Source organism: Paraburkholderia graminis C4D1M (assembly GCF_000172415.1).
Classification (GTDB): domain Bacteria; phylum Pseudomonadota; class Gammaproteobacteria; order Burkholderiales; family Burkholderiaceae; genus Paraburkholderia; species Paraburkholderia graminis.
The window spans coordinates 150,251-166,841 of the sequence record NZ_ABLD01000013.1 but is presented as its reverse complement, the minus strand read 5'-3'; the positions used below and the strand labels follow the sequence as shown (position 1 = coordinate 166,841).

Annotated in this window: 15 protein-coding genes and 6 pseudogenes; 8 read left to right on the top strand and 13 right to left on the bottom strand. The window is 60.7% G+C overall.

Annotation, left to right across the window (positions count from 1 at the left end):
• The 3 genes and pseudogenes from BGRAMDRAFT_RS20795 to BGRAMDRAFT_RS20785 form a co-directional block, all read right to left on the bottom strand.
• A pseudogene (locus tag BGRAMDRAFT_RS20795) lies at positions 1 to 531 on the bottom strand (IS110 family transposase); the annotation flags it as partial.
• Positions 532 to 744: 213 nt separating this feature from the next.
• Positions 745 to 1,905 (bottom strand): IS30 family transposase, encoded by a 1,161-nt coding sequence (locus tag BGRAMDRAFT_RS20790; protein ID WP_006050787.1) that lies wholly within the window; start codon positions 1,903 to 1,905, stop codon positions 745 to 747.
• A 28-nt stretch (positions 1,906 to 1,933) separates the two neighbouring features.
• Complete coding sequence (locus BGRAMDRAFT_RS20785; protein ID WP_269745252.1) at positions 1,934 to 2,359, bottom strand: recombinase family protein; 426 nt, start codon at positions 2,357 to 2,359, stop codon at positions 1,934 to 1,936.
• A 515-nt stretch (positions 2,360 to 2,874) separates the two neighbouring features.
• On the opposite strand from BGRAMDRAFT_RS20785, the gene BGRAMDRAFT_RS20780 reads away from it, so the two are divergent.
• A complete protein-coding gene (locus BGRAMDRAFT_RS20780) occupies positions 2,875 to 3,096 on the top strand; it encodes a hypothetical protein (RefSeq protein ID WP_006050785.1) in 222 nt (73 codons plus the stop codon).
• Between the two features lie 433 nt (positions 3,097 to 3,529).
• On the opposite strand, the pseudogene BGRAMDRAFT_RS20775 reads toward BGRAMDRAFT_RS20780, so the two are convergent.
• Positions 3,530 to 4,111: pseudogene (locus BGRAMDRAFT_RS20775) on the bottom strand (NnrS family protein); the annotation flags it as partial.
• Between the two features lie 579 nt (positions 4,112 to 4,690).
• On the opposite strand from BGRAMDRAFT_RS20775, the gene BGRAMDRAFT_RS20770 reads away from it, so the two are divergent.
• Complete coding sequence (locus tag BGRAMDRAFT_RS20770) at positions 4,691 to 5,287, top strand: chemotaxis protein CheB (protein ID WP_006050783.1); 597 nt, start codon at positions 4,691 to 4,693, stop codon at positions 5,285 to 5,287.
• 271 nt (positions 5,288 to 5,558) lie between these two features.
• Here BGRAMDRAFT_RS20770 and BGRAMDRAFT_RS35475 read toward each other — a convergent pair.
• Positions 5,559 to 5,817 (bottom strand): annotated as a pseudogene (locus tag BGRAMDRAFT_RS35475) (FAD/NAD(P)-binding oxidoreductase); the annotation flags it as partial.
• 192 nt (positions 5,818 to 6,009) lie between these two features.
• Between BGRAMDRAFT_RS35475 and BGRAMDRAFT_RS35470 the strand changes: the two are divergent.
• Positions 6,010 to 6,084, top strand: a pseudogene (locus BGRAMDRAFT_RS35470) (hypothetical protein); the annotation flags it as partial.
• Positions 6,085 to 6,241: 157 nt separating this feature from the next.
• Here the strand turns inward: BGRAMDRAFT_RS35470 and BGRAMDRAFT_RS20760 are convergent.
• Both BGRAMDRAFT_RS20760 and BGRAMDRAFT_RS20755 read right to left on the bottom strand, forming a co-directional pair.
• Complete coding sequence (locus BGRAMDRAFT_RS20760; protein ID WP_006050782.1) at positions 6,242 to 6,616, bottom strand: DUF3564 domain-containing protein; 375 nt, start codon at positions 6,614 to 6,616, stop codon at positions 6,242 to 6,244.
• A gap of 67 nt (positions 6,617 to 6,683) precedes the next feature.
• The gene (locus BGRAMDRAFT_RS20755) at positions 6,684 to 7,019 is read right to left on the bottom strand and encodes a c-type cytochrome (protein WP_006050781.1); all 336 of its coding nucleotides are present in this window, start codon (positions 7,017 to 7,019) and stop codon (positions 6,684 to 6,686) included.
• A 174-nt stretch (positions 7,020 to 7,193) separates the two neighbouring features.
• On the opposite strand from BGRAMDRAFT_RS20755, the gene BGRAMDRAFT_RS20750 reads away from it, so the two are divergent.
• Both BGRAMDRAFT_RS20750 and BGRAMDRAFT_RS33820 read left to right on the top strand, forming a co-directional pair.
• Complete coding sequence (locus BGRAMDRAFT_RS20750) at positions 7,194 to 7,469, top strand: DUF1488 family protein (RefSeq protein WP_006050780.1); 276 nt, start codon at positions 7,194 to 7,196, stop codon at positions 7,467 to 7,469.
• A 53-nt stretch (positions 7,470 to 7,522) separates the two neighbouring features.
• Positions 7,523 to 7,771: pseudogene (locus tag BGRAMDRAFT_RS33820) on the top strand (alcohol dehydrogenase catalytic domain-containing protein); the annotation flags it as partial.
• Between the two features lie 80 nt (positions 7,772 to 7,851).
• Here the strand turns inward: BGRAMDRAFT_RS33820 and fnr are convergent.
• From fnr to BGRAMDRAFT_RS20715, 6 genes are all read right to left on the bottom strand, one after another.
• Positions 7,852 to 8,640, bottom strand: coding sequence for a fumarate/nitrate reduction transcriptional regulator Fnr (fnr, locus tag BGRAMDRAFT_RS20740; RefSeq protein WP_006050778.1), 789 nt, complete (start codon positions 8,638 to 8,640; stop codon positions 7,852 to 7,854).
• A complete protein-coding gene (locus BGRAMDRAFT_RS20735) occupies positions 8,633 to 9,064 on the bottom strand; it encodes a response regulator (protein WP_006050777.1) in 432 nt (143 codons plus the stop codon). The genes fnr and BGRAMDRAFT_RS20735 overlap by 8 nt, the downstream gene beginning before the upstream one ends.
• Positions 9,065 to 9,193: 129 nt before the next feature.
• Entirely contained in the window at positions 9,194 to 9,844 is a 651-nt protein-coding gene (locus tag BGRAMDRAFT_RS20730) for a response regulator (protein WP_006050776.1), read from the bottom strand.
• Positions 9,841 to 11,187, bottom strand: coding sequence for a PAS domain-containing sensor histidine kinase (locus tag BGRAMDRAFT_RS20725; protein WP_006050775.1), 1,347 nt, complete (start codon positions 11,185 to 11,187; stop codon positions 9,841 to 9,843). Before BGRAMDRAFT_RS20725 ends, BGRAMDRAFT_RS20730 begins: the two co-directional genes overlap by 4 nt.
• Positions 11,188 to 11,343: 156 nt before the next feature.
• On the bottom strand, positions 11,344 to 11,775 hold the full coding sequence (locus BGRAMDRAFT_RS33815; protein ID WP_006050774.1) for a universal stress protein: 432 nt from the start codon (positions 11,773 to 11,775) through the stop codon (positions 11,344 to 11,346).
• 479 nt (positions 11,776 to 12,254) lie between these two features.
• On the bottom strand, positions 12,255 to 12,623 hold the full coding sequence (locus BGRAMDRAFT_RS20715) for a hypothetical protein (RefSeq protein WP_006050773.1): 369 nt from the start codon (positions 12,621 to 12,623) through the stop codon (positions 12,255 to 12,257).
• Between the two features lie 680 nt (positions 12,624 to 13,303).
• Between BGRAMDRAFT_RS20715 and BGRAMDRAFT_RS36135 the strand changes: the two are divergent.
• The 3 genes and pseudogenes from BGRAMDRAFT_RS36135 to hpnI all read left to right on the top strand — a co-directional run.
• Positions 13,304 to 13,802 (top strand): annotated as a pseudogene (locus BGRAMDRAFT_RS36135) (VIT1/CCC1 transporter family protein); the annotation flags it as partial.
• Positions 13,803 to 13,986: 184 nt separating this feature from the next.
• Entirely contained in the window at positions 13,987 to 15,408 is a 1,422-nt protein-coding gene (gene hpnJ / locus BGRAMDRAFT_RS20710) for a hopanoid biosynthesis associated radical SAM protein HpnJ (RefSeq protein WP_006050771.1), read from the top strand.
• Positions 15,405 to 16,577, top strand: a complete 1,173-nt coding sequence (gene hpnI, locus BGRAMDRAFT_RS20705) for a bacteriohopanetetrol glucosamine biosynthesis glycosyltransferase HpnI (RefSeq protein ID WP_006050770.1) — start codon at positions 15,405 to 15,407, stop codon at positions 16,575 to 16,577. The genes hpnJ and hpnI overlap by 4 nt, the downstream gene beginning before the upstream one ends.
• The last annotated feature ends 14 nt before the right edge of the window (positions 16,578 to 16,591 follow it).

Genomic DNA, 16,591 nt, shown 5'->3' with positions numbered 1-16,591 from the left:
ATTGCGTGATTTGCGCGGCGAGGTCGTCATCGAAACCGCACAGCATGGTGAGTTCGGCGAGTTGCTCATCAGCCAATCGAAGCGAGCGCAGCGTATGCGGCATCGAGCGGGCGCCTTCTGCAATGTTGGCGGCATCGCGGGCGTCGGTCTTGGCCTCACCGGCGTGCAGATCGGCGATGCGGCGCATAGCCAGACCCGGCAGATAGGCGACCAGGACACCTTCAGCACGGGCGACTGCCACGGACAGCGCGCCAACGGTGGCGGGCTGATCGACGACGAACAGAAGTTGGCCGTGCGCCTTGAGTTCGGAGATGAGCGCGCGCAGTTTGGCCTCATCGTTGGGCAGCGCTTTGTTGTACAGGCGCTTGCCATTCCGATCGAGAGCGACGGCATGATGGTGGCCTTTGCCGACATCGACGCCGACGAATACATCGACGGAGCTATGTTGTTGGTTTTCTTGCATCGAAGGTTTTGCTGTTGATTTGCAGATTGAACGGTTTGGCCTGCAACAACGGTGGCAAGTCTCGGCATCCACGTTACGGACGGCCTCAAGATATTCTGGCCGAGCCCCTATTAGCGATCACCAGCCACCCACCAGGCCCGGTGACAACACCCCCCGGATCATGACTGCGACTGGGGGCGAGAATCATGCCGGGCCTGGCTGGCCAAAGCCCCGATTATCGGGGCATGAAGATAGTAACGGGGCGTGGGTGATGTGGCGAGAGACGCTTGTCGACGGCGGATTCAACCGGTCGATGCAACGGTTTGATGAAATCGCTCAGCCGGTGTGTCGAAGTTTAGTGTTTTTCGGGGACGTTCGTTGAGCCGCCTGGCAACGACATCAAGTCTAGCCTGTGAATAGACGGAGAGATCGGTGCCCTTAGGGAAGTACTGCCTCAGAAGCCCATTCGTGTTTTCGTTCGAGCCGCGTTGCCAGGGATGCTGTGGATCGCAGAAATAGACCTTGATGTCGGTAGCCACGGTAAAGCGATTGTGATCGGCCATTTCCGAGCCCCTGTCCCAAGTCAGTGATTTATATAGTTCCCGAGGTAACTTGCTGGCGTGTCGTATCAGCGCGTTGACCACAGCCTCAGAGTCCTTGCTGGCTACCTTTACCAGCATCACGAATCGACTTTGACGTTCGACGAGAGTTGCAATCTGGCTCGTAGCGTTGCCAAACAGCAAGTCGCCTTCCCAGTGTCCGGGTATTGCGCGATCCTCCGCTGTAGCGGGGCGTTCGCTGATCGATACAGCGTCGCGAATGTTCGTGCGGTCTTCAGTTTTCAATGTGTGATGCCGGGACCGGCGCATGACTCGAGAGCGTCGCAAGTGTTCAAGCAATTCCCTTTTCAGGGCGCCGCGAGCTTGAATATAAAGGCTCCGATAGATCGTCTCGTGTGACACCAGATGGTCCTTGTTGACGGCATATACATGCTTGAGCCAACCAGAAATCTGCTCAGGAGACCACTGCAGCTTCAGCTTTGCAGCGACGACTCGCGCCAGCGTCTGGTTTCCCACCAATTTGCAAACCTTCGGGCGACGTGCCCGATCCCAGGCGAGCGCCTCCGCCTGACTCGCTCGGTAATCTTGCATGCCTCCGTTGCGCTGCAGCTCGCGGCTGATCGTGGAAGGAGCACGTCCCAGCCTGGCTGCAATAGACCGAATCGACAAGCGGGCTACCAGGCAGCGAGAAATTTCCTCGCGTTCGGCAAGCGTCAATGCCTTCAGTGCGCGATGCCTTTGCGGTGGCTCGATGCCGCCGGCCTCCGCGAGTATCCGCTGTATTGAAGAGTGGCCCCGATCGAACAGTTTGGCAATCTGATGAATTGTTTCGCCTTTGCGCCAGCGGTCCCACATCAGTGCCTTCTGACTCTCAGAATAGTAGATCCTCGGCCTCTGTTTCATTGCAACACCTCCACTGCCTACGCAGACTCTAGTGTGTTGCATCGACCGGTTGAATCCGCCCCGGACTTCCGTCATTTGCGAAAGACTCGGCCACATAAATGACTTCGACACCCGCGCGCCTGCACGCGTATTCATAGAACGCCGCCTCGTCGACATCCTGGAAGCGTCCCCATCGGCTTACGTCGAAGACCAGCACCTTGCTGAACTTGCGTTTGGGGTTTTCAACGTCGAGCAGAAGCTGCACGAGCGCGGGTCGTTGACGGAATGTCAGCCCGCTGATACCGGCGTCCTCATAATCGGTAACGACGTGGATGTTGTGTGCGCGTGCGTACTCGGCGATAGCCTGCCGCTGGAGTACCGGCGAATATTCCTGATGGTCGGTCGACATGCGGATGTACTGCGCGGCACATAGGCGCACGACGGGTCCTGCTCGATGGCGAGGTCCGGAAGGCATGCCGCATGTCCAGTGGTGCCACACGTCAGTGATAGCGTTTTTGCCGGGTAAGTCAAGTCAAGACGCGCCAGCTCCCATGACGCGCCATATGCAGATCGCGGCCCGGCTGCTGGATTTGTCGTGAAGAGCGGACGTTGGCAGCAGGTCCGATGCACGGTGACCGCGGTTTTCCACCCGCTAATGCAATTCGCGTCCCCGAGGTGCGGTGCAGGCTATGTGGAGGCATGTTTGCTGGGATTTCATCGCGTGACCAATATGCTGAGCGCTCTCTCCGGATCGAGTGCCAGCCGCGACCGTCTCTCGCCACTTGGAAAGCACGCGTTATATCAGAGACGAGCGCATGGTGCCGCGGCCGCGGCAAAAACACACGTGACCCACATCGACAATAAGCGACTATAAGAACGGGAGGTGAGCGGAGAGCGTGAAAGCCGCATGCGGAAGGTCAGCGGCGCTTTTCCGTTTGCCTTATGGCACGAATCGTCTAAAGTATTCGTGAGCCTAACAGGATATAAATCATGGATAGACACCGTCGTGTTGGCCCTGAGCATCCGCTTTTCCAGGAGATGGCGGCCCTGACTTCAACAGTACGCATTATGCGTCGGGCCAGAGGCAGGAAAAACCCCGAAGACGTTGCCTTCGGCTCGCCCGAGTGCGACGCGCTGAGCGCGGAATTTATGCGCGACGTATGTAAAGCGATGGGGGGCGATCCCGATGAGTTAAACCGCTTGGACCTCTGAGGCGGCCGACAAAAGTCGACTTCCGGCAGTGGAAGGTGTCAGAAGTACTAAACGAACAACGCCAAGCCGCGAATCGAGTAGCCAAAAATGTGCGGTTAGTCGTTTTTTGGACCCCTAGTCCTGTCGCACCGCGCTCGCAGTTCTTCCGATGGTTATTCAAGTTGGAGTAGCCCAATCAACCTGTCAACGTCGGCAAAGCACGCAAGAGGTGCGACGTCGCGAGAGAACCAACGCATATCGCCCGGCGATAGGGCACGCTCCTCCCGCAGCGCGAACCGATCGGAGCGCCGTAGGTCGCCGACGGTCAGAGACCCGCGCGTTCGTTTTCACGTCGCGTCAGGCTCTGTGAACGCAGCAGGCCTAGACACCTGAAAGTCCGCCCGCAGCGCAGCCTTTTCAATCTGGTCGCATGCAGATGGTGGTGCGGCGCATGTCAACCCGATTTCCTATCCACGCGGGGCGCAGTCAGATAAGGCGCGTATTTCAACAGGTAAAGGACCAGCGCTGCTATCCAACAAACGGCCGCCGCATCGACCCACGCGCCCGTTGCACTAACGGCTAACAAGGGCCCAAAGACGCGCAGAAGGGCGGCCGCGATCATCAGCCAATAGCTCGCGATTTCTGCGCGGCCCGCGACCAACATTCGTCCTGTATGACCGAGCGCAGTGCGTGTGATCATTGCGATGATCGCGCAGCCCATTGCCCCAGCCGTTAGCGCATGAATCGCAAGAGAGTGCGGCACGATTCCGGTTGCCGCCAACGCGAGCATCACAAGGCCGACGGGAATCCACGCGTAGGCTGCATGAAGAATCCAGAGAATTGGCCGTGAAAGGACTAGCCACGAATGCCAGCCTGCGATTCTCGCCGCGTGGATCGCGGCTGCAATGCCTGCGCTGGCGACAATCAACGCGGAGGGCGCGGCGAGAGCATCGGCAATCAACGCCACGATGACGGTCGGCGCGGCGAGCATTTCCACGGACTTCCAGCGTTTTGCCGAGACTCCATGCAGAACATCAGCACGCCGGCGTCCTGCAGTGGCCAGCTGTGGTCGAAAATCGGGTTAAGCAAGGGATTCATGGTGTGTCGCCGCTCGAATGGTTGAGCACGATTGTGGGCGGCCCGGCCGCGGATGAATATCCGCCGAGTGGAGGACACGCGCGAGGCATTGGAACTATGCCGTTGCGCTTGGCCGTAGTTCGAAAGAACTACCGGGGTTCACAATCGCAATCGGATTGAGATGGATCAACCAGCCAAGCTGCGATCCGGCGTTCGGGTCGGCTGGAGAATTCGGGATTAACGCTATTGCGCGGCGCTGGCGCGATCCGGTAATGGCCCGTTTCCATCTGGCAGGAATTTGTCGTAGCGTGGCAGTGCAGCGTCTAACGGTGCCGCCGCGTCGTATGATCAACATGACGCAGATCAAACCTGCCGAACGGCCCGATGACATAGTGCTAACAGCGGTCGCGCCTGTTCGTTGCGCCTCTCACGTTCCTCTTTCATGAGTACTGCATGGCACCGCTAAATCCCTCAGCTTCGCAACGCCCCAGCGCAATACGCTCAATGCATGGAACGAACGCGCTGCACGGAGGCACTGATGGATTGCACTCTTACCGCCCGGATCGTTGCCATTGGCGCGAGCGGCAGCCAGGGGCTCGAAGACCTCAGGAACCTGCTCGCAATCTGGCCGGTGACAATGAACGCCGTAATAGCGGCGGTGCTTCACCGACCGTGCGACCAGCAAAGCTTCCTGCGCGAGGTGCTGCAGAAAAAGAGCCGGGTTCCCATTGCTGTAGCAGGTGATGGTGATCCTCTGTATCGCGGCGTCTGCTACATAGGTAAGCCTGACCGGCCGATTACACTTGGCGCTGGGAGACGTGCGGTGCTGCTCGACGGCGCGGGCAACCGCTTCCGGAATCGGACGATTGGTCTTCTGTTCAAGTCTGTGGCCCATGAAGCAGGTGCCGCTGCGGTCGGAGTAATCCTGTCCGGCGCTCTGGATGACGGCAGCCGCGGTCTTGCGGCAATACATGACGTTGGCGGTACCACGATGGTGCTAGACCCCGACGACAAGCCGCGAGGCATGCAACGCAACGCGATTGACTACGAAGGACCCATCAGCTTCGTTGGGAATCTTCCCGAGCTGGCCCGGGCGCTGTCCAGTTTAGCTACGGCTGACACTGTCGCGCGTTGAGTCATGCAGGTCATTTCGGAATATCGGGCGCGCCCTGCTTGTGACGGCGCACGGGCTCAGATGCTCTCGGGATGCTTCCGAACTTATGCGATGCGGTTGCGCTTCAGCGACGGTCCGACTTCCAGCGGGAGCCATTGAGTAGATTGGAAAGCTCCATGATTAAAGTTGTTTCAGTGGTTGACCTGATTCACCGGCCGCTTATGGACGCCGATTCTTTGCGCCTATTAGCGTCGCGGGCGGAGGCCATCGAAGGCGCGTGCATCTGGTGCTTGAACAACTCCCTCACGTCAAGCTCGCCCCATGCATCGACCTTCGGCCTGAAACACAGTTGCGCGTTGTACAGGCGATGCTGCGGCGCGCAGCGCCGGGGTTAGCTGCGTATTCGGCGCCACGCACTGATGCAGCATGATCACATTGGCTTTCACGCGATGCGCGTTGCCCTGGCTCGTGCAATGAAGCGCCGCGGCACGCTCCGCCTTATCCGCGCCGATGCTCGCTTGGACGCGTAAATCGTCGGCGGCCTCAAAGATGGCGCGGCGAGGCCCACCGACCAACTGTTGTCGAGCGGGCTGCCTCTTTGCCGGATATATAAACGCGCCGCTAAAGCGTATAGCGCGACGCGTCGTGCTGTCGTGGCTGTTCCCCTTGACCCCGATCAAGAGCACTGAGGTCTTCCGACCGATGATGTCGTTACCGCTTTAATCATCGCCCTGGAGGACATCATGATCCACTCGGACGGCGGGATCCTATTTTCAGCAATCGCCGTTTTTGCAGCGCTTGCAGGCATCGCGGCGTCGATTCGCGGCGTGCTGTTCGACGAGCCGTCCTTTTTCCGCTGTGGTGGGAGGCGTTGCGTGCTTCGTGCTGTTGCTCGACCCTACGCGCAGCGGCGACACATGACTGCTCGGGGACCTACCGACAGCCGAGCCTCGAAACATCGCCGAGCCCAGCGATTCAAGCGTCGTCGCCGCCAGCGAACAGACCATGCTCTGGCGCTGTATGCTCATGATCGATACATTGCACATGCCAGTGTCCAGTCATCAGCGTGCGTGCGCCCTTCGCGCACCATTGGGCGCTGCCTGTCTCGCCTTCAAAAGGACCGTCGCAACCGTTCAGGTCCAACCCTTCGAGAACGCATAGAGGCGTGGTGTCATTGGAGCCACACACGAGCGTATTGCCGCAATCCAGGTGCAGGAGACCCCACTCCGGCAGGTCCAGCCCGAGGTGACCCTCGCGCGACCATTGCCGCGAGTCCTTGTCGAGCCACAGGATGGCAAAAGCCATCGGATGTTCACAATTGAATGTGTCGAGATGAATTGTGAGGCGCATGACAATCTCCGAACGTAACTATGGTCAGCTGATTCGGGAACCCGGAGGTCGCGGCTTTCAAGAGCGATCATTGACTGAGTACCCAGTGCACCAGCGTGTGTGCGTCCTCCGCCGATATTGGCCCGCCGCGATCGGCCGGCAACGGCATCGCCATGTCTCCCCAATGGGCTTTGCCGCCCAACCGCAACTTGTGCTCAAGCATGAACTGGGCGTTGGGCACATCGCGGTAGCGAGCGGCGATCTGCTCGAACGATGGTGCGAGGAACGCTGCGTCGCGCGTATGACAGAACATGCAGCGATGCTGATCCACCAGTGCGGCCGGCTCGGGCTCGGCCTGCGCGGCGGGGGCAAACAGCACGAACGCAGCACATGCCAGAAGGCAGTTGCGGCTTAAGGCGTTCATTGGCGCGCTCCTGTGCGAGGGAATGAGTTCAGTGTACGGTCGGGTGTTGCGTTGCGGTTGACCTCGATCAACCGGAGAACAGCGCGCGAATTATGCTGGCTGCGGGTAGGTCCTATGCTGGTAACAGGCGCCGCGGCGCACTGACCGCATACGCCATACGATCAGGTGGCTGTCATGAAGATCCATTTTCCCGATGAATGCCCTGAGTACTGCGCGCGCGATTTCGTCGTCGCGTTTCCTGCACAGGTGGATGACACCCGGGTGCAGTGCGCAATTCCCGCAGAAGCGTTGGAGGATCACTTCGGCGCCGCTTCACTGCGCGAAGAAGATCTGCTCGCCGCGTTCGAATCGAATCGGCGTCGCATCGAGCACGCGGCAAGGAATCTGCTGAACGAGATCGGCGCAAAGCCTGTGCTCTTGCACAGTGGTTACTTTCGCTTTTGCGACTGAAGCCCCCGGGGGTGTTGCGGGACGGAACGGGTCCGTGAAGAAGGAGAACCCTTATGCGTGCAATGGTTTTCGACGGTAACTCACCGCTTTTGCGTGCAGAGGACGTGCCGGACCCGACGCCCGGGATCGGGCAAATACTGATCGATGTCCACGCGTGCGGCGTGTGCCGCACCGATCTTCATGTGGTCGATCGCGAGCTCGATCGTCCCAGGCGGCCCGTTATTCCCGGTCATGAAATCGTCGGCACAGTGACGGAAGTGGGCGCCGGCGTGACGGGTTTCGCTGTCGGAGATCGCGCGGGGGACTTCTGCGTTGAAGGATGCCAATTGCGCGCTCGCCGATCTGCGTGACGGGCGCCTGACGGGCGCAGCAGTGCTCGCCGTCAAACCCGGATAAGGCCGTCGTGATCGAGGATGCGGATGTCTTTGCCGTGCGCGTCGAGTAGTCCATCGCGCTGAAAGCGGGACAGCATCCGGCTTACCGTTTCGAGCTTGATCCCCAGATAGCTGCCAATTTCCTCTCGCGTCATGCGCAGGTGGAATTGAGCCGGCGAATAGCCGCGATTTCTGAGGCGATCCGACAGATTCAGCAGGAACGTCGCCACGCGCTGTTCCGCCGACATCGTGCCGAGCAGCATCATCTGCGACGATTCGCGCACGATCTCGCTACCCATCATGCGGTGCACGTGCTGTTGAACGGCCTTCACTTCGCGACACATCGTCTCGAGCAGATTGAACGGGATGATGCAGACCTTGCTGTCTTCGAGCGCGACGGCATCGCAGCTATGTTGGCCTGAGCACACGCCGTCGAGCCCGAGCGAATCGCCGGCGAGATGAAAGCCCGTCACTTGCTCCCGGCCGTCGCGGTGCATGACGACGGTCTTGAACGACCCCGCGCGTACCGCATAAATGCTCTGGAACGTATCGTTCGCACGGAACATCGTCTCACCCTGCCTGATGGTCCGCGACGGGCGGATGAGTGCTTCGATCCTCTGCAATTCCTCGGGCGTCAGACCTGGCGGCATGCACATCGGACGCATGGAGCACGACGAGCAGCGTGTGAGGTCCTTGCGCGGCGCACGATCAGTGGCGACTTCTTGTGTCGGCCTCGCTACAATTTGCGGCGGGATGAACGTGCGCGAGCTGACCGGATAAGCGGCAACGTCAGACATGGTGTGCTCCTGATGGATGAAGGGCGCGTGCGTGATGTTCGCTGGCAATCCGCTGGATTGTGCTTCGCGCAAGGTCGAATTCGCGAGTCTTGTCGAAAAAGTAGTGCGCGCCGCCTGTCAGGCATGCGCGCCGGAACCAGGCGCCGGAACGGTTGGTCAGCACCATCGCGATCACGTGCGGCATGCGTTGCGCGAGCAAGGCCAGCAACTCCATGCCGGTGCCGCCGTTCAGGTGCAACTCCGTCACTACCAGATCGGCTACGCTGGCCTCGATGCCTGCGAAGGCCGCATCGGGCTCCTCGGCTTCGCCGACGATTTCCACGCCGTCGAGCGCGCCCAACAGCGCGGCCATGCGGCGCCGGACCGGGAATGCATCGTCGACGAGAAAAACGCGCAAGGCGGGGTGATTGAGGCTTGAGTTCATGCCTCGAAGTATCGGCTGCGCCATCTCAAAATAAAATCGGCGCGGAACGAACTTCGAGTAGGCGAGGGAGAAGCTGTGTAGGGCGTTTCCTACATCAGACGCCGTAGCCCGCCAGTGAGGCAGAGGCGGTCAGATATCGTCCTCTTCGTCGCTGACCAGTTTGTGACGCACGGCATAGCGCACCAGCGCGGCTTCGTGCGGCATCTGCATTTTTTCGAGGATGCGCGTCTTGTAGGTGCTGATGGTCTTCGCGCTGACGCACAACTCCGCCGCGATCTCCGTAATGGTCTGGCCGGCGGCAATGCGCTTGAGGACGTCGAATTCACGATCGGACAGGCGCTGATGCGGCAGCAGGTCGGCGGGTTCGTTCAGACTCTGCGCGAACCGCTCGGCCATCGCAAGGCTCACGTAGACGCCGCCCGCGGCCACCTTCGTCACGGCCGCCACAAGCTCCGCGCTCGCGCTTTCCTTGGTCAGATAGCCGGACGCGCCGGCCTTGAACGCGCGCACGGCGTATTGCTGCTCGGCGTGCATGGTCAGCACGAGGATACGCAGCGACGGCTTTTCGTCCTTGATCTGCTTGATCAGTTCGACACCGTTCCGGCCCGGCATCGACAGATCGAGCACCAGCACGTCTGCGGCGCACGCGCGAATCAGTGCGACGGTGCTCGCGCTGTCGCTCGCTTCGCCCAACACGTCGAAGCCGCTTGCGCCCCTGAGAATATGCCGCAGACCGTCGCGCACAAGCGCATGATCGTCGGCGAGCAAGACACGGGTCATGGTTGCGACTCCTGCATCTGCACCGCCTCCGCTGGAATAGTGACGCGCAACGCAAAGCCGTTGCCTTGTCCGGTTTGAATGTCGACGGCGCCGCCGAGCATATGGGCGCGTTCGCGAATGCCCAGCAGACCGAACGACTTGCCGGCCGGTTCGCGGTTACGATACATGCCGTGGCCATTGTCGGCGATGCGCAGCACGACACCCTTGTCGCCGGCGCGCAGGCTGAGTGTGACGAGCGTGGCGTCGGCATGGCGCGCAACGTTGGTCAGCGCTTCCTGCACGATACGGAATAGCGCGGTTGCTCCTGCGGGGCTGAAACGTGCGTCGCCGGTTTCGATGTCGCGCTCGACGTCGATGCCATAGCGGTTCGTGAAGTCGTTCGCGAGCCATTCGACCGCGGGGATAAGTCCGAGGTCGTCGAGCATCACCGGCCGCAGATCGGCGGCAATGCGGCGAACCGACGCCACGGTCGCGTCGATAAGACGGCGCATGCCCTGCAAATGGTCGCGCACCAGCTCGCTTGCGGATCCGTTAAGCGCTTCTTCAACCGACGAGATGTCCATTTTCAGGGCGGTCAGCTGCTGGCCGAGGTCGTCGTGCAGTTCGCGTGCGATGCGCGTCTTCTCGTCTTCACGGATCCTCTGCAGATTGGCCGACAGTTCGCGTAGCTCCTCGCGCGCCTGCTGCTGGGCTTGCTCCGCTCTGACCCGTTCGGTCACGTCGCGCAGCATGACGGTGTAGAGCCGCGTTTCGCCATCCCTGATCTGCGAGATGGACGCCTCGATCGGGAACTCCTCGCCGTTTGCGCGCAAGCCTGAGAGTACGCGCTGCCGGCCCATCTGCCGGTCCGAGACGCCGGTCACGCCGAACTGTTCGACATGCCGTGCGTGAGCCGCGCGGAATCGTTCAGGAATGAAGCGGGTGAGCGGGGCGCCGATCGCGTCCATCGCGGACCAGCCGAAAATCTGTTCGGCCATCGGATTGAAGAGCACGACGCGCTGCTGTTCGTCAATGGTAATGATCGCCTCCATCGAAGAGCGGATGATCGCCATCATGCGCGCTTCGTTCGCGTCGGACTGAGTGATGGCGGCGCTTGCCTCGGTGTGCGCGGCAGACGTTTCGCGACCTGCGCGCGCGAGCATGAATGCGCTCGTGCTCAAAAACAGGGCAGCGGCAACGCAGACGAACAATACGGGATCAAGCCACTGGCGCGCCAGGAGCATGGCGGCCAGCGCCCCTACGAAAACCGCTGCCGCCGCAAATTCAGGCCGCGAGGTGATGCCGTTTGACCGCTCTTTCGATACAAAGTCTGGCGGCGTGGGCGTCTTACCGCTGGGGGGCATGTGTGTCTCCTTGAAATGACTGCGGACAAGGATCAGTGTGCGGTACGATGCCATGCGTTCGCGGGTGGCCAGTGTTTCAAATGTGGGCAAATTCGGTCTGCATCGCCGCTGGCCGGCGGCGTGCCGCGCAACATGTGCGCCGTGCGCGTGTTTGTATTATTGTGCGCGAAACGCCGGCTTCATGCCAGTGTCGCCCTCACGTCTTGGCAGAAGTCCATGTCTGCTGTCGGGCGCGCGCGGGGGCACGAAGCAAGCCGTCGTCAAGACGCGTTCGCAAACCGTTGCGGCGCCCGGCGGTTCGGTGACAGTTCCGCTGATGGCCTGCGCAACGCTCGCGGGCACCGCGCAACGCGCTACAGTCAGCAACACTGGCCAGATGGCAATTTGCGGACAATGTTCGGTGACGCTCCCGTGCATAAGCCGCTGCTCGCCCCGCCCGCCGTCAGTGCCCGTCATCACGAGATCGGGGGCGAGCTCCTGCACTGCAAACTGGATGCGATGCGAGTCGTTGACAGCCAGCTGCGTTTCTGCGACGCACGGCAGTCCTTCCACGCCCGTCGCCATCTGTGCCGTTGCGTCGACGAGCACGTCGCCTGCTTCCCTCGACAAACGCGAAGATATGTCGGGTCGTAACCGGGTACGTCGTAGGTCTGCAACGGCAGGTCTGCGACGAAAGGCCGCAGTGTTGCGCCCGAGCCGCGCGCCAGCGCACGCGACGAACATCCGCTGCCGTTGACGGCGACCGGAATCGTTCTGAGATCCCTGGCAGACGTGAAGAAAGGGTCGTACATTCAATCGGGCGGTCTTCGACCGCGTTCTGCTTAAGATTACCTGCAGGTTGACTCGCTACTATCGAGAATCAACAGCTTACTAGATTCGGAGTACCAGGAATGTGCCGCGTCACGTTAGTTCGTTGGTGGTACTGAAGGCGATTCTGACGGCTGTCGGGGGCAACCTACGGCTTTATAGCCCTTTACCATTGCGAGTGACGAGTGGGGGCAGACCCAGCCTCATCTGCGACTGTCGGTACGCAGAGATGAATTGCGAATCACCGTTCCTCACTCGTGTCAGCCAGTAGTCGAGGTCTTCCTGACACCCATCACTATCGATAACAGCAAAGCACTGTGAGTCCCTGGCATCTGTAACGCCGCCCAATGAAACGCGAAGATCGTTTGCTGGTCCGCGAGTGCAAGCCGCATGCCGCGCCTGTCGCCTTTGGTCAGCCAGTCTCTTATGGCGGAAGACAGCGTTGCTTCGGTCTCTTCAGGCGTGTAAGCGAATACGTGTTGGCCACCCTGCCGTGCACTGCGCAAATCGCTGGTGGCGACGGCAACGACGAATGCGGTCGCCCGCGCGTTGCTACATGTGCTCAGCGGCGCACCGACCGTCACTCCTACCCAGGCAAAAAGAGCGATCAGTGCAGCAGCGTACTTCATGTCGGCGATGTCCAGGAAGCGTGAAATTGACGGTGGTGGTCGACCTGATACTCACAGGTGCCTGCACGGACCCGTCGCAGTTACATCGGGGAAGGCACGCAGACCGACAAGCCTCGATCGCAGATACAGTCCGCAACTTTACCGGGGCCTTGGGAAAGTGGCAATGCGCGCTAACGTCAGCCGCTTTAATGCCGTCATCTCGCGTGGCGTACGCTCGTCCATGTAACAAGATGTGCCGGCGCAAATTACCTTGAGTCTATGTTCGCAGCTTCGAGCGTGGCGATGAACGAGAAAGAACTTTTTCTCGTACGTACGTTGCACTGGGGCAGTCACCGTCGCCTTAAGAGAGGCGAAGCACGAACTAGGGTACGGCCTCACATATCAGTACTGTGTGCTGCAGATAGCGGACCGCTGTCTACCCGCGTCTGAAATTGCAAAACGCGAGCGGAGGAGCGAGCGCAATGCGCGGTGACACCTGCCGTATGCCAGGTGTTACCGTACATCTCCCTCTGCACGACGAGCACCGGATTCATATGGTCGAACAGCATGTAGCTGACACTCAAACCGTCAGGACCGAGGCAACAATGGCCGCACCAGCCCGCAATCGAACTGGAGTGTTTCGACAACCGCTCCAGAGGACGTAGGGTTACCGGTGCGAAGTGCCGGACGGAGGTGTACGTTTGAATGTCGACCGAACCCCCGGGCTATGGCATCAAGGGCAAAAACTGGAGCGCCGTCGGACCAGCCTCGCCGACGAACTGCATGGCGTGGCCATTTGCAAGACGCTCGCGCGAATCGAAGCGGACTCCGAAAGAAAAGGGACCTTTGGCGAATTAGCTGCCTCGCAATGAAAGCACGCGAAGATCTGGCAGACAAGCTCAAGGGTGGGTGGCAAACGATGGCGGGCCAGAAGCAACCGTAGGCGTGGAGACTGCCGAAGCAGAGTCGTGGCGCCGGGCGTATCGTCCGGCGACGATCTGCGCGCCGCAGTACTCGGTACTAACGACGGTCTGGTGCGGAATTTTTGCCTAATCATGGGCGTTGCCGGGGGCGGGACCCAAAACTAAGCCATCCTATCGACTGCGCTTGCCGGGAGCGTCACGGGGGCCTGCTCGATGACACTCGCCGAATGGGCTGTCGGTAACCAATGCACGCGAGCTCGCGAGGACACAGATTGCTGTGTCTTCCGGGACGCTGACCGTATCCAGGCAGCTCGCGCGCGCCGTTTCGCTTAAGGTTTCCTTCAGGTTTGCTCCGTACTATCTGCGCGAGTCTGCCGTCGCGCTCGCTATCCCCGAGTTCCAGTTCCGACAGGCTCCCGACAGAAAACCGAAAGCGTCCTTTCAGGCTTGCTGGAGCGTCCATGAAAACTCTGTTCTTGCAGGCGCCGTCGTATGACGGCTTCGATGGCGGCGCCGGCTCGCGTTATCAGGCGAAGCGCGAAGTCCGCTCGTTCTGGTATCCGACCTGGCTTGCGCAACCCGCCGCGCTCGTGCCCGACAGCCGCGTGCTCGATGCACCCGCCGACGGCCTGTCCGTCGACGCAACGCTCGACATCGCGCAGCACTACGATCTGGTCGTCATTCATACGAGCACGCCGTCGTTTCCCACTGACGCGCTCTTCGCCGAAGACCTCAAGAAGCGCAAGCCGTCGCTTGTGATCGGCATGGTCGGCGCGAAGGTGGCCGTGGACCCGCACAATTCGCTGACAGCGAGCGAGGCGATCGACTTCGTCTGCCGCGAGGAATTCGACTTCACCTGCCAGGAAGTGGCCGCGGGCAAACCGTTCGCGCAGATTCTGGGCCTCAGCTATCGCGCCGCCGACGGCTCGATCGAGCACAACGCAGCGCGCCCGATCCTCGAGAACATGGACGAGTTGCCGTTCGTCGCGCCCGTCTACAAGCGCGATCTGAAGATCGACAACTACTTCATCGGCTATCTGAAGCATCCTTACGTGTCGATTTATACAGGACGCGGCTGCCGCTCAAAATGCACGTTCTGTCTGTGGCCGCAGACCGTGGGCGGACACCGTTATCGCACGCGTTCGGTCGAGAACGTGCTGGCTGAAGTGAAGTGGATTCGCGACAACATGCCCGAAGTTAAGGAGATCATGTTCGACGACGACACCTTCACCGACTTCAAGCCGCGAGTCGAGGAAATCGCCCGCGGTCTCGGCAAGCTCGGCGTGACGTGGTCGTGCAACGCGAAAGCGAACGTGCCGTATTCCACGCTGAAAATCATGAAGGAAAACGGCCTGCGTTTGCTGCTGGTCGGCTACGAGTCCGGCGACGATCAGATCCTGCTGAACATCAGGAAGGGATTGCGCACCGACATCGCGCGGCGTTTCAGCGACGACTGCCGCAAGCTCGGCATCAAGATTCACGGCACCTTCATTCTCGGCTTGCCCGGAGAAACGCAGCAGACCATTCAGAAGACCATCGACTACGCGAAAGAGATCAATCCGCACACGATTCAGGTGTCGCTCGCGGCGCCGTATCCGGGCACGCGGCTCTACGACCAGGCGGTCGAAAACGGCTGGCTCGAAGAGAACAAGGTGATCAACCTCGTGAGCAAGGAAGGCGTGCAACTTGCGGCCATCGGCTATCCGCATCTGTCGCGCGAGGAGATTTATCACCAGCTGGAAAACTTCTACAAGCGCTTCTATTTTCGTCCGTCGAAAATCTGGGAAATCGTGCGCGAGATGCTGACCAGTTGGGACATGATGAAACGGCGCTTGCGCGAAGGCGTCGAGTTCTTCCGCTTTCTGCGCGCACACGAGGCGTGAACGGCGCGCATTGGGCCGCCACGGTTTTCGTTCATGCGTGCGCTTATCTCTGCGCTGCATGCGCACTGTTCGGCATCGGCTACACGACGATTGCGAGCGTGCTGATCGGGCGGTTTTTCGCGCGGCCTGTAACGGAGCCCGCCAGCTTTCCGCCGGTGACAGTGGTGAAGCCGCTGCACGGCAGCGAGTGGGCGCTGCTTAGCAATCTGTCGAGTTTCTGCGAGCAGAACTATCCGGGCCCGGTGCAGTTTCTGTTCGGCGTGCATGACCCGGCGGACCCCGCATTGCAAGCCGTCGAAAACCTCAAGCGCCTGCATCCGCAAGCGGACATCACCGTGATCGTGGACGCACGTCTCTATGGCCCCAATCGCAAGATCAGCAACATCATCAATATGATGCCGCACGCGCGGCACGACCTGCTCGTGTTCGCCGATAGCGACGTTGGCGTCGGGCCCGACTATTTGCGCCATATCGTCGGTGAACTGGAGAAGCCCGGCGTGGGACTCGTGACCTGCGTGTATCGGGCGCAGCCCGATCCCGGTTTCTGGCCTCGCCTGTCCGCGACCGCGACGCACTATCAGTTTCTGCCCGGCGTCGTCACCGGTCTTGCGCTCGGTCTGGCGCGGCCGTGCTTTGGACAGACCATTGCAATGCGGCGCGGCACGCTGGAGAAGATCGGCGGCTTTCTGCCCTTCGTGCGTCATCTTGCCGAAGACCACGCGATAGGCGAGGCAGTGCGCGCCATCGGCGAGACAGTGGCGATTCCGCCGCTTGCCATTTCGCACGCTTGCGCGGAGGCGAGCGCGGCGCAGTTGTTTGCGCATGAGTTGCGCTGGAGCCGGACGATTCGCAGCGTCGATCCGACAGGTCATGTTGGCTCTGCGTTGATGCATCCGCTGCCGTTGGCCTTGCTCGCGGTCGGCTTGTCGAGCGACGCGCCGTGGGCCTGGCTAATCGCGGCGCTGGCGCTGTCCGTGCGTTTCGCACTGAAGGTGAGCGCGGATCGCGCATTGCGGCAGGCGCATGGCGGCGCCTGGATGCTGCCGATATGGGATATCGTGTCGTTCGCGATCTTTGTCGCCAGTTTCTGGAGTTCGCGGGTGGTCTGGCGCGGGTTCAGCTTCGAGGTCGATGGCGACGGCCTGCTGTCGGCCGCGCAGGACGAATGACGACGAGAGGAGTT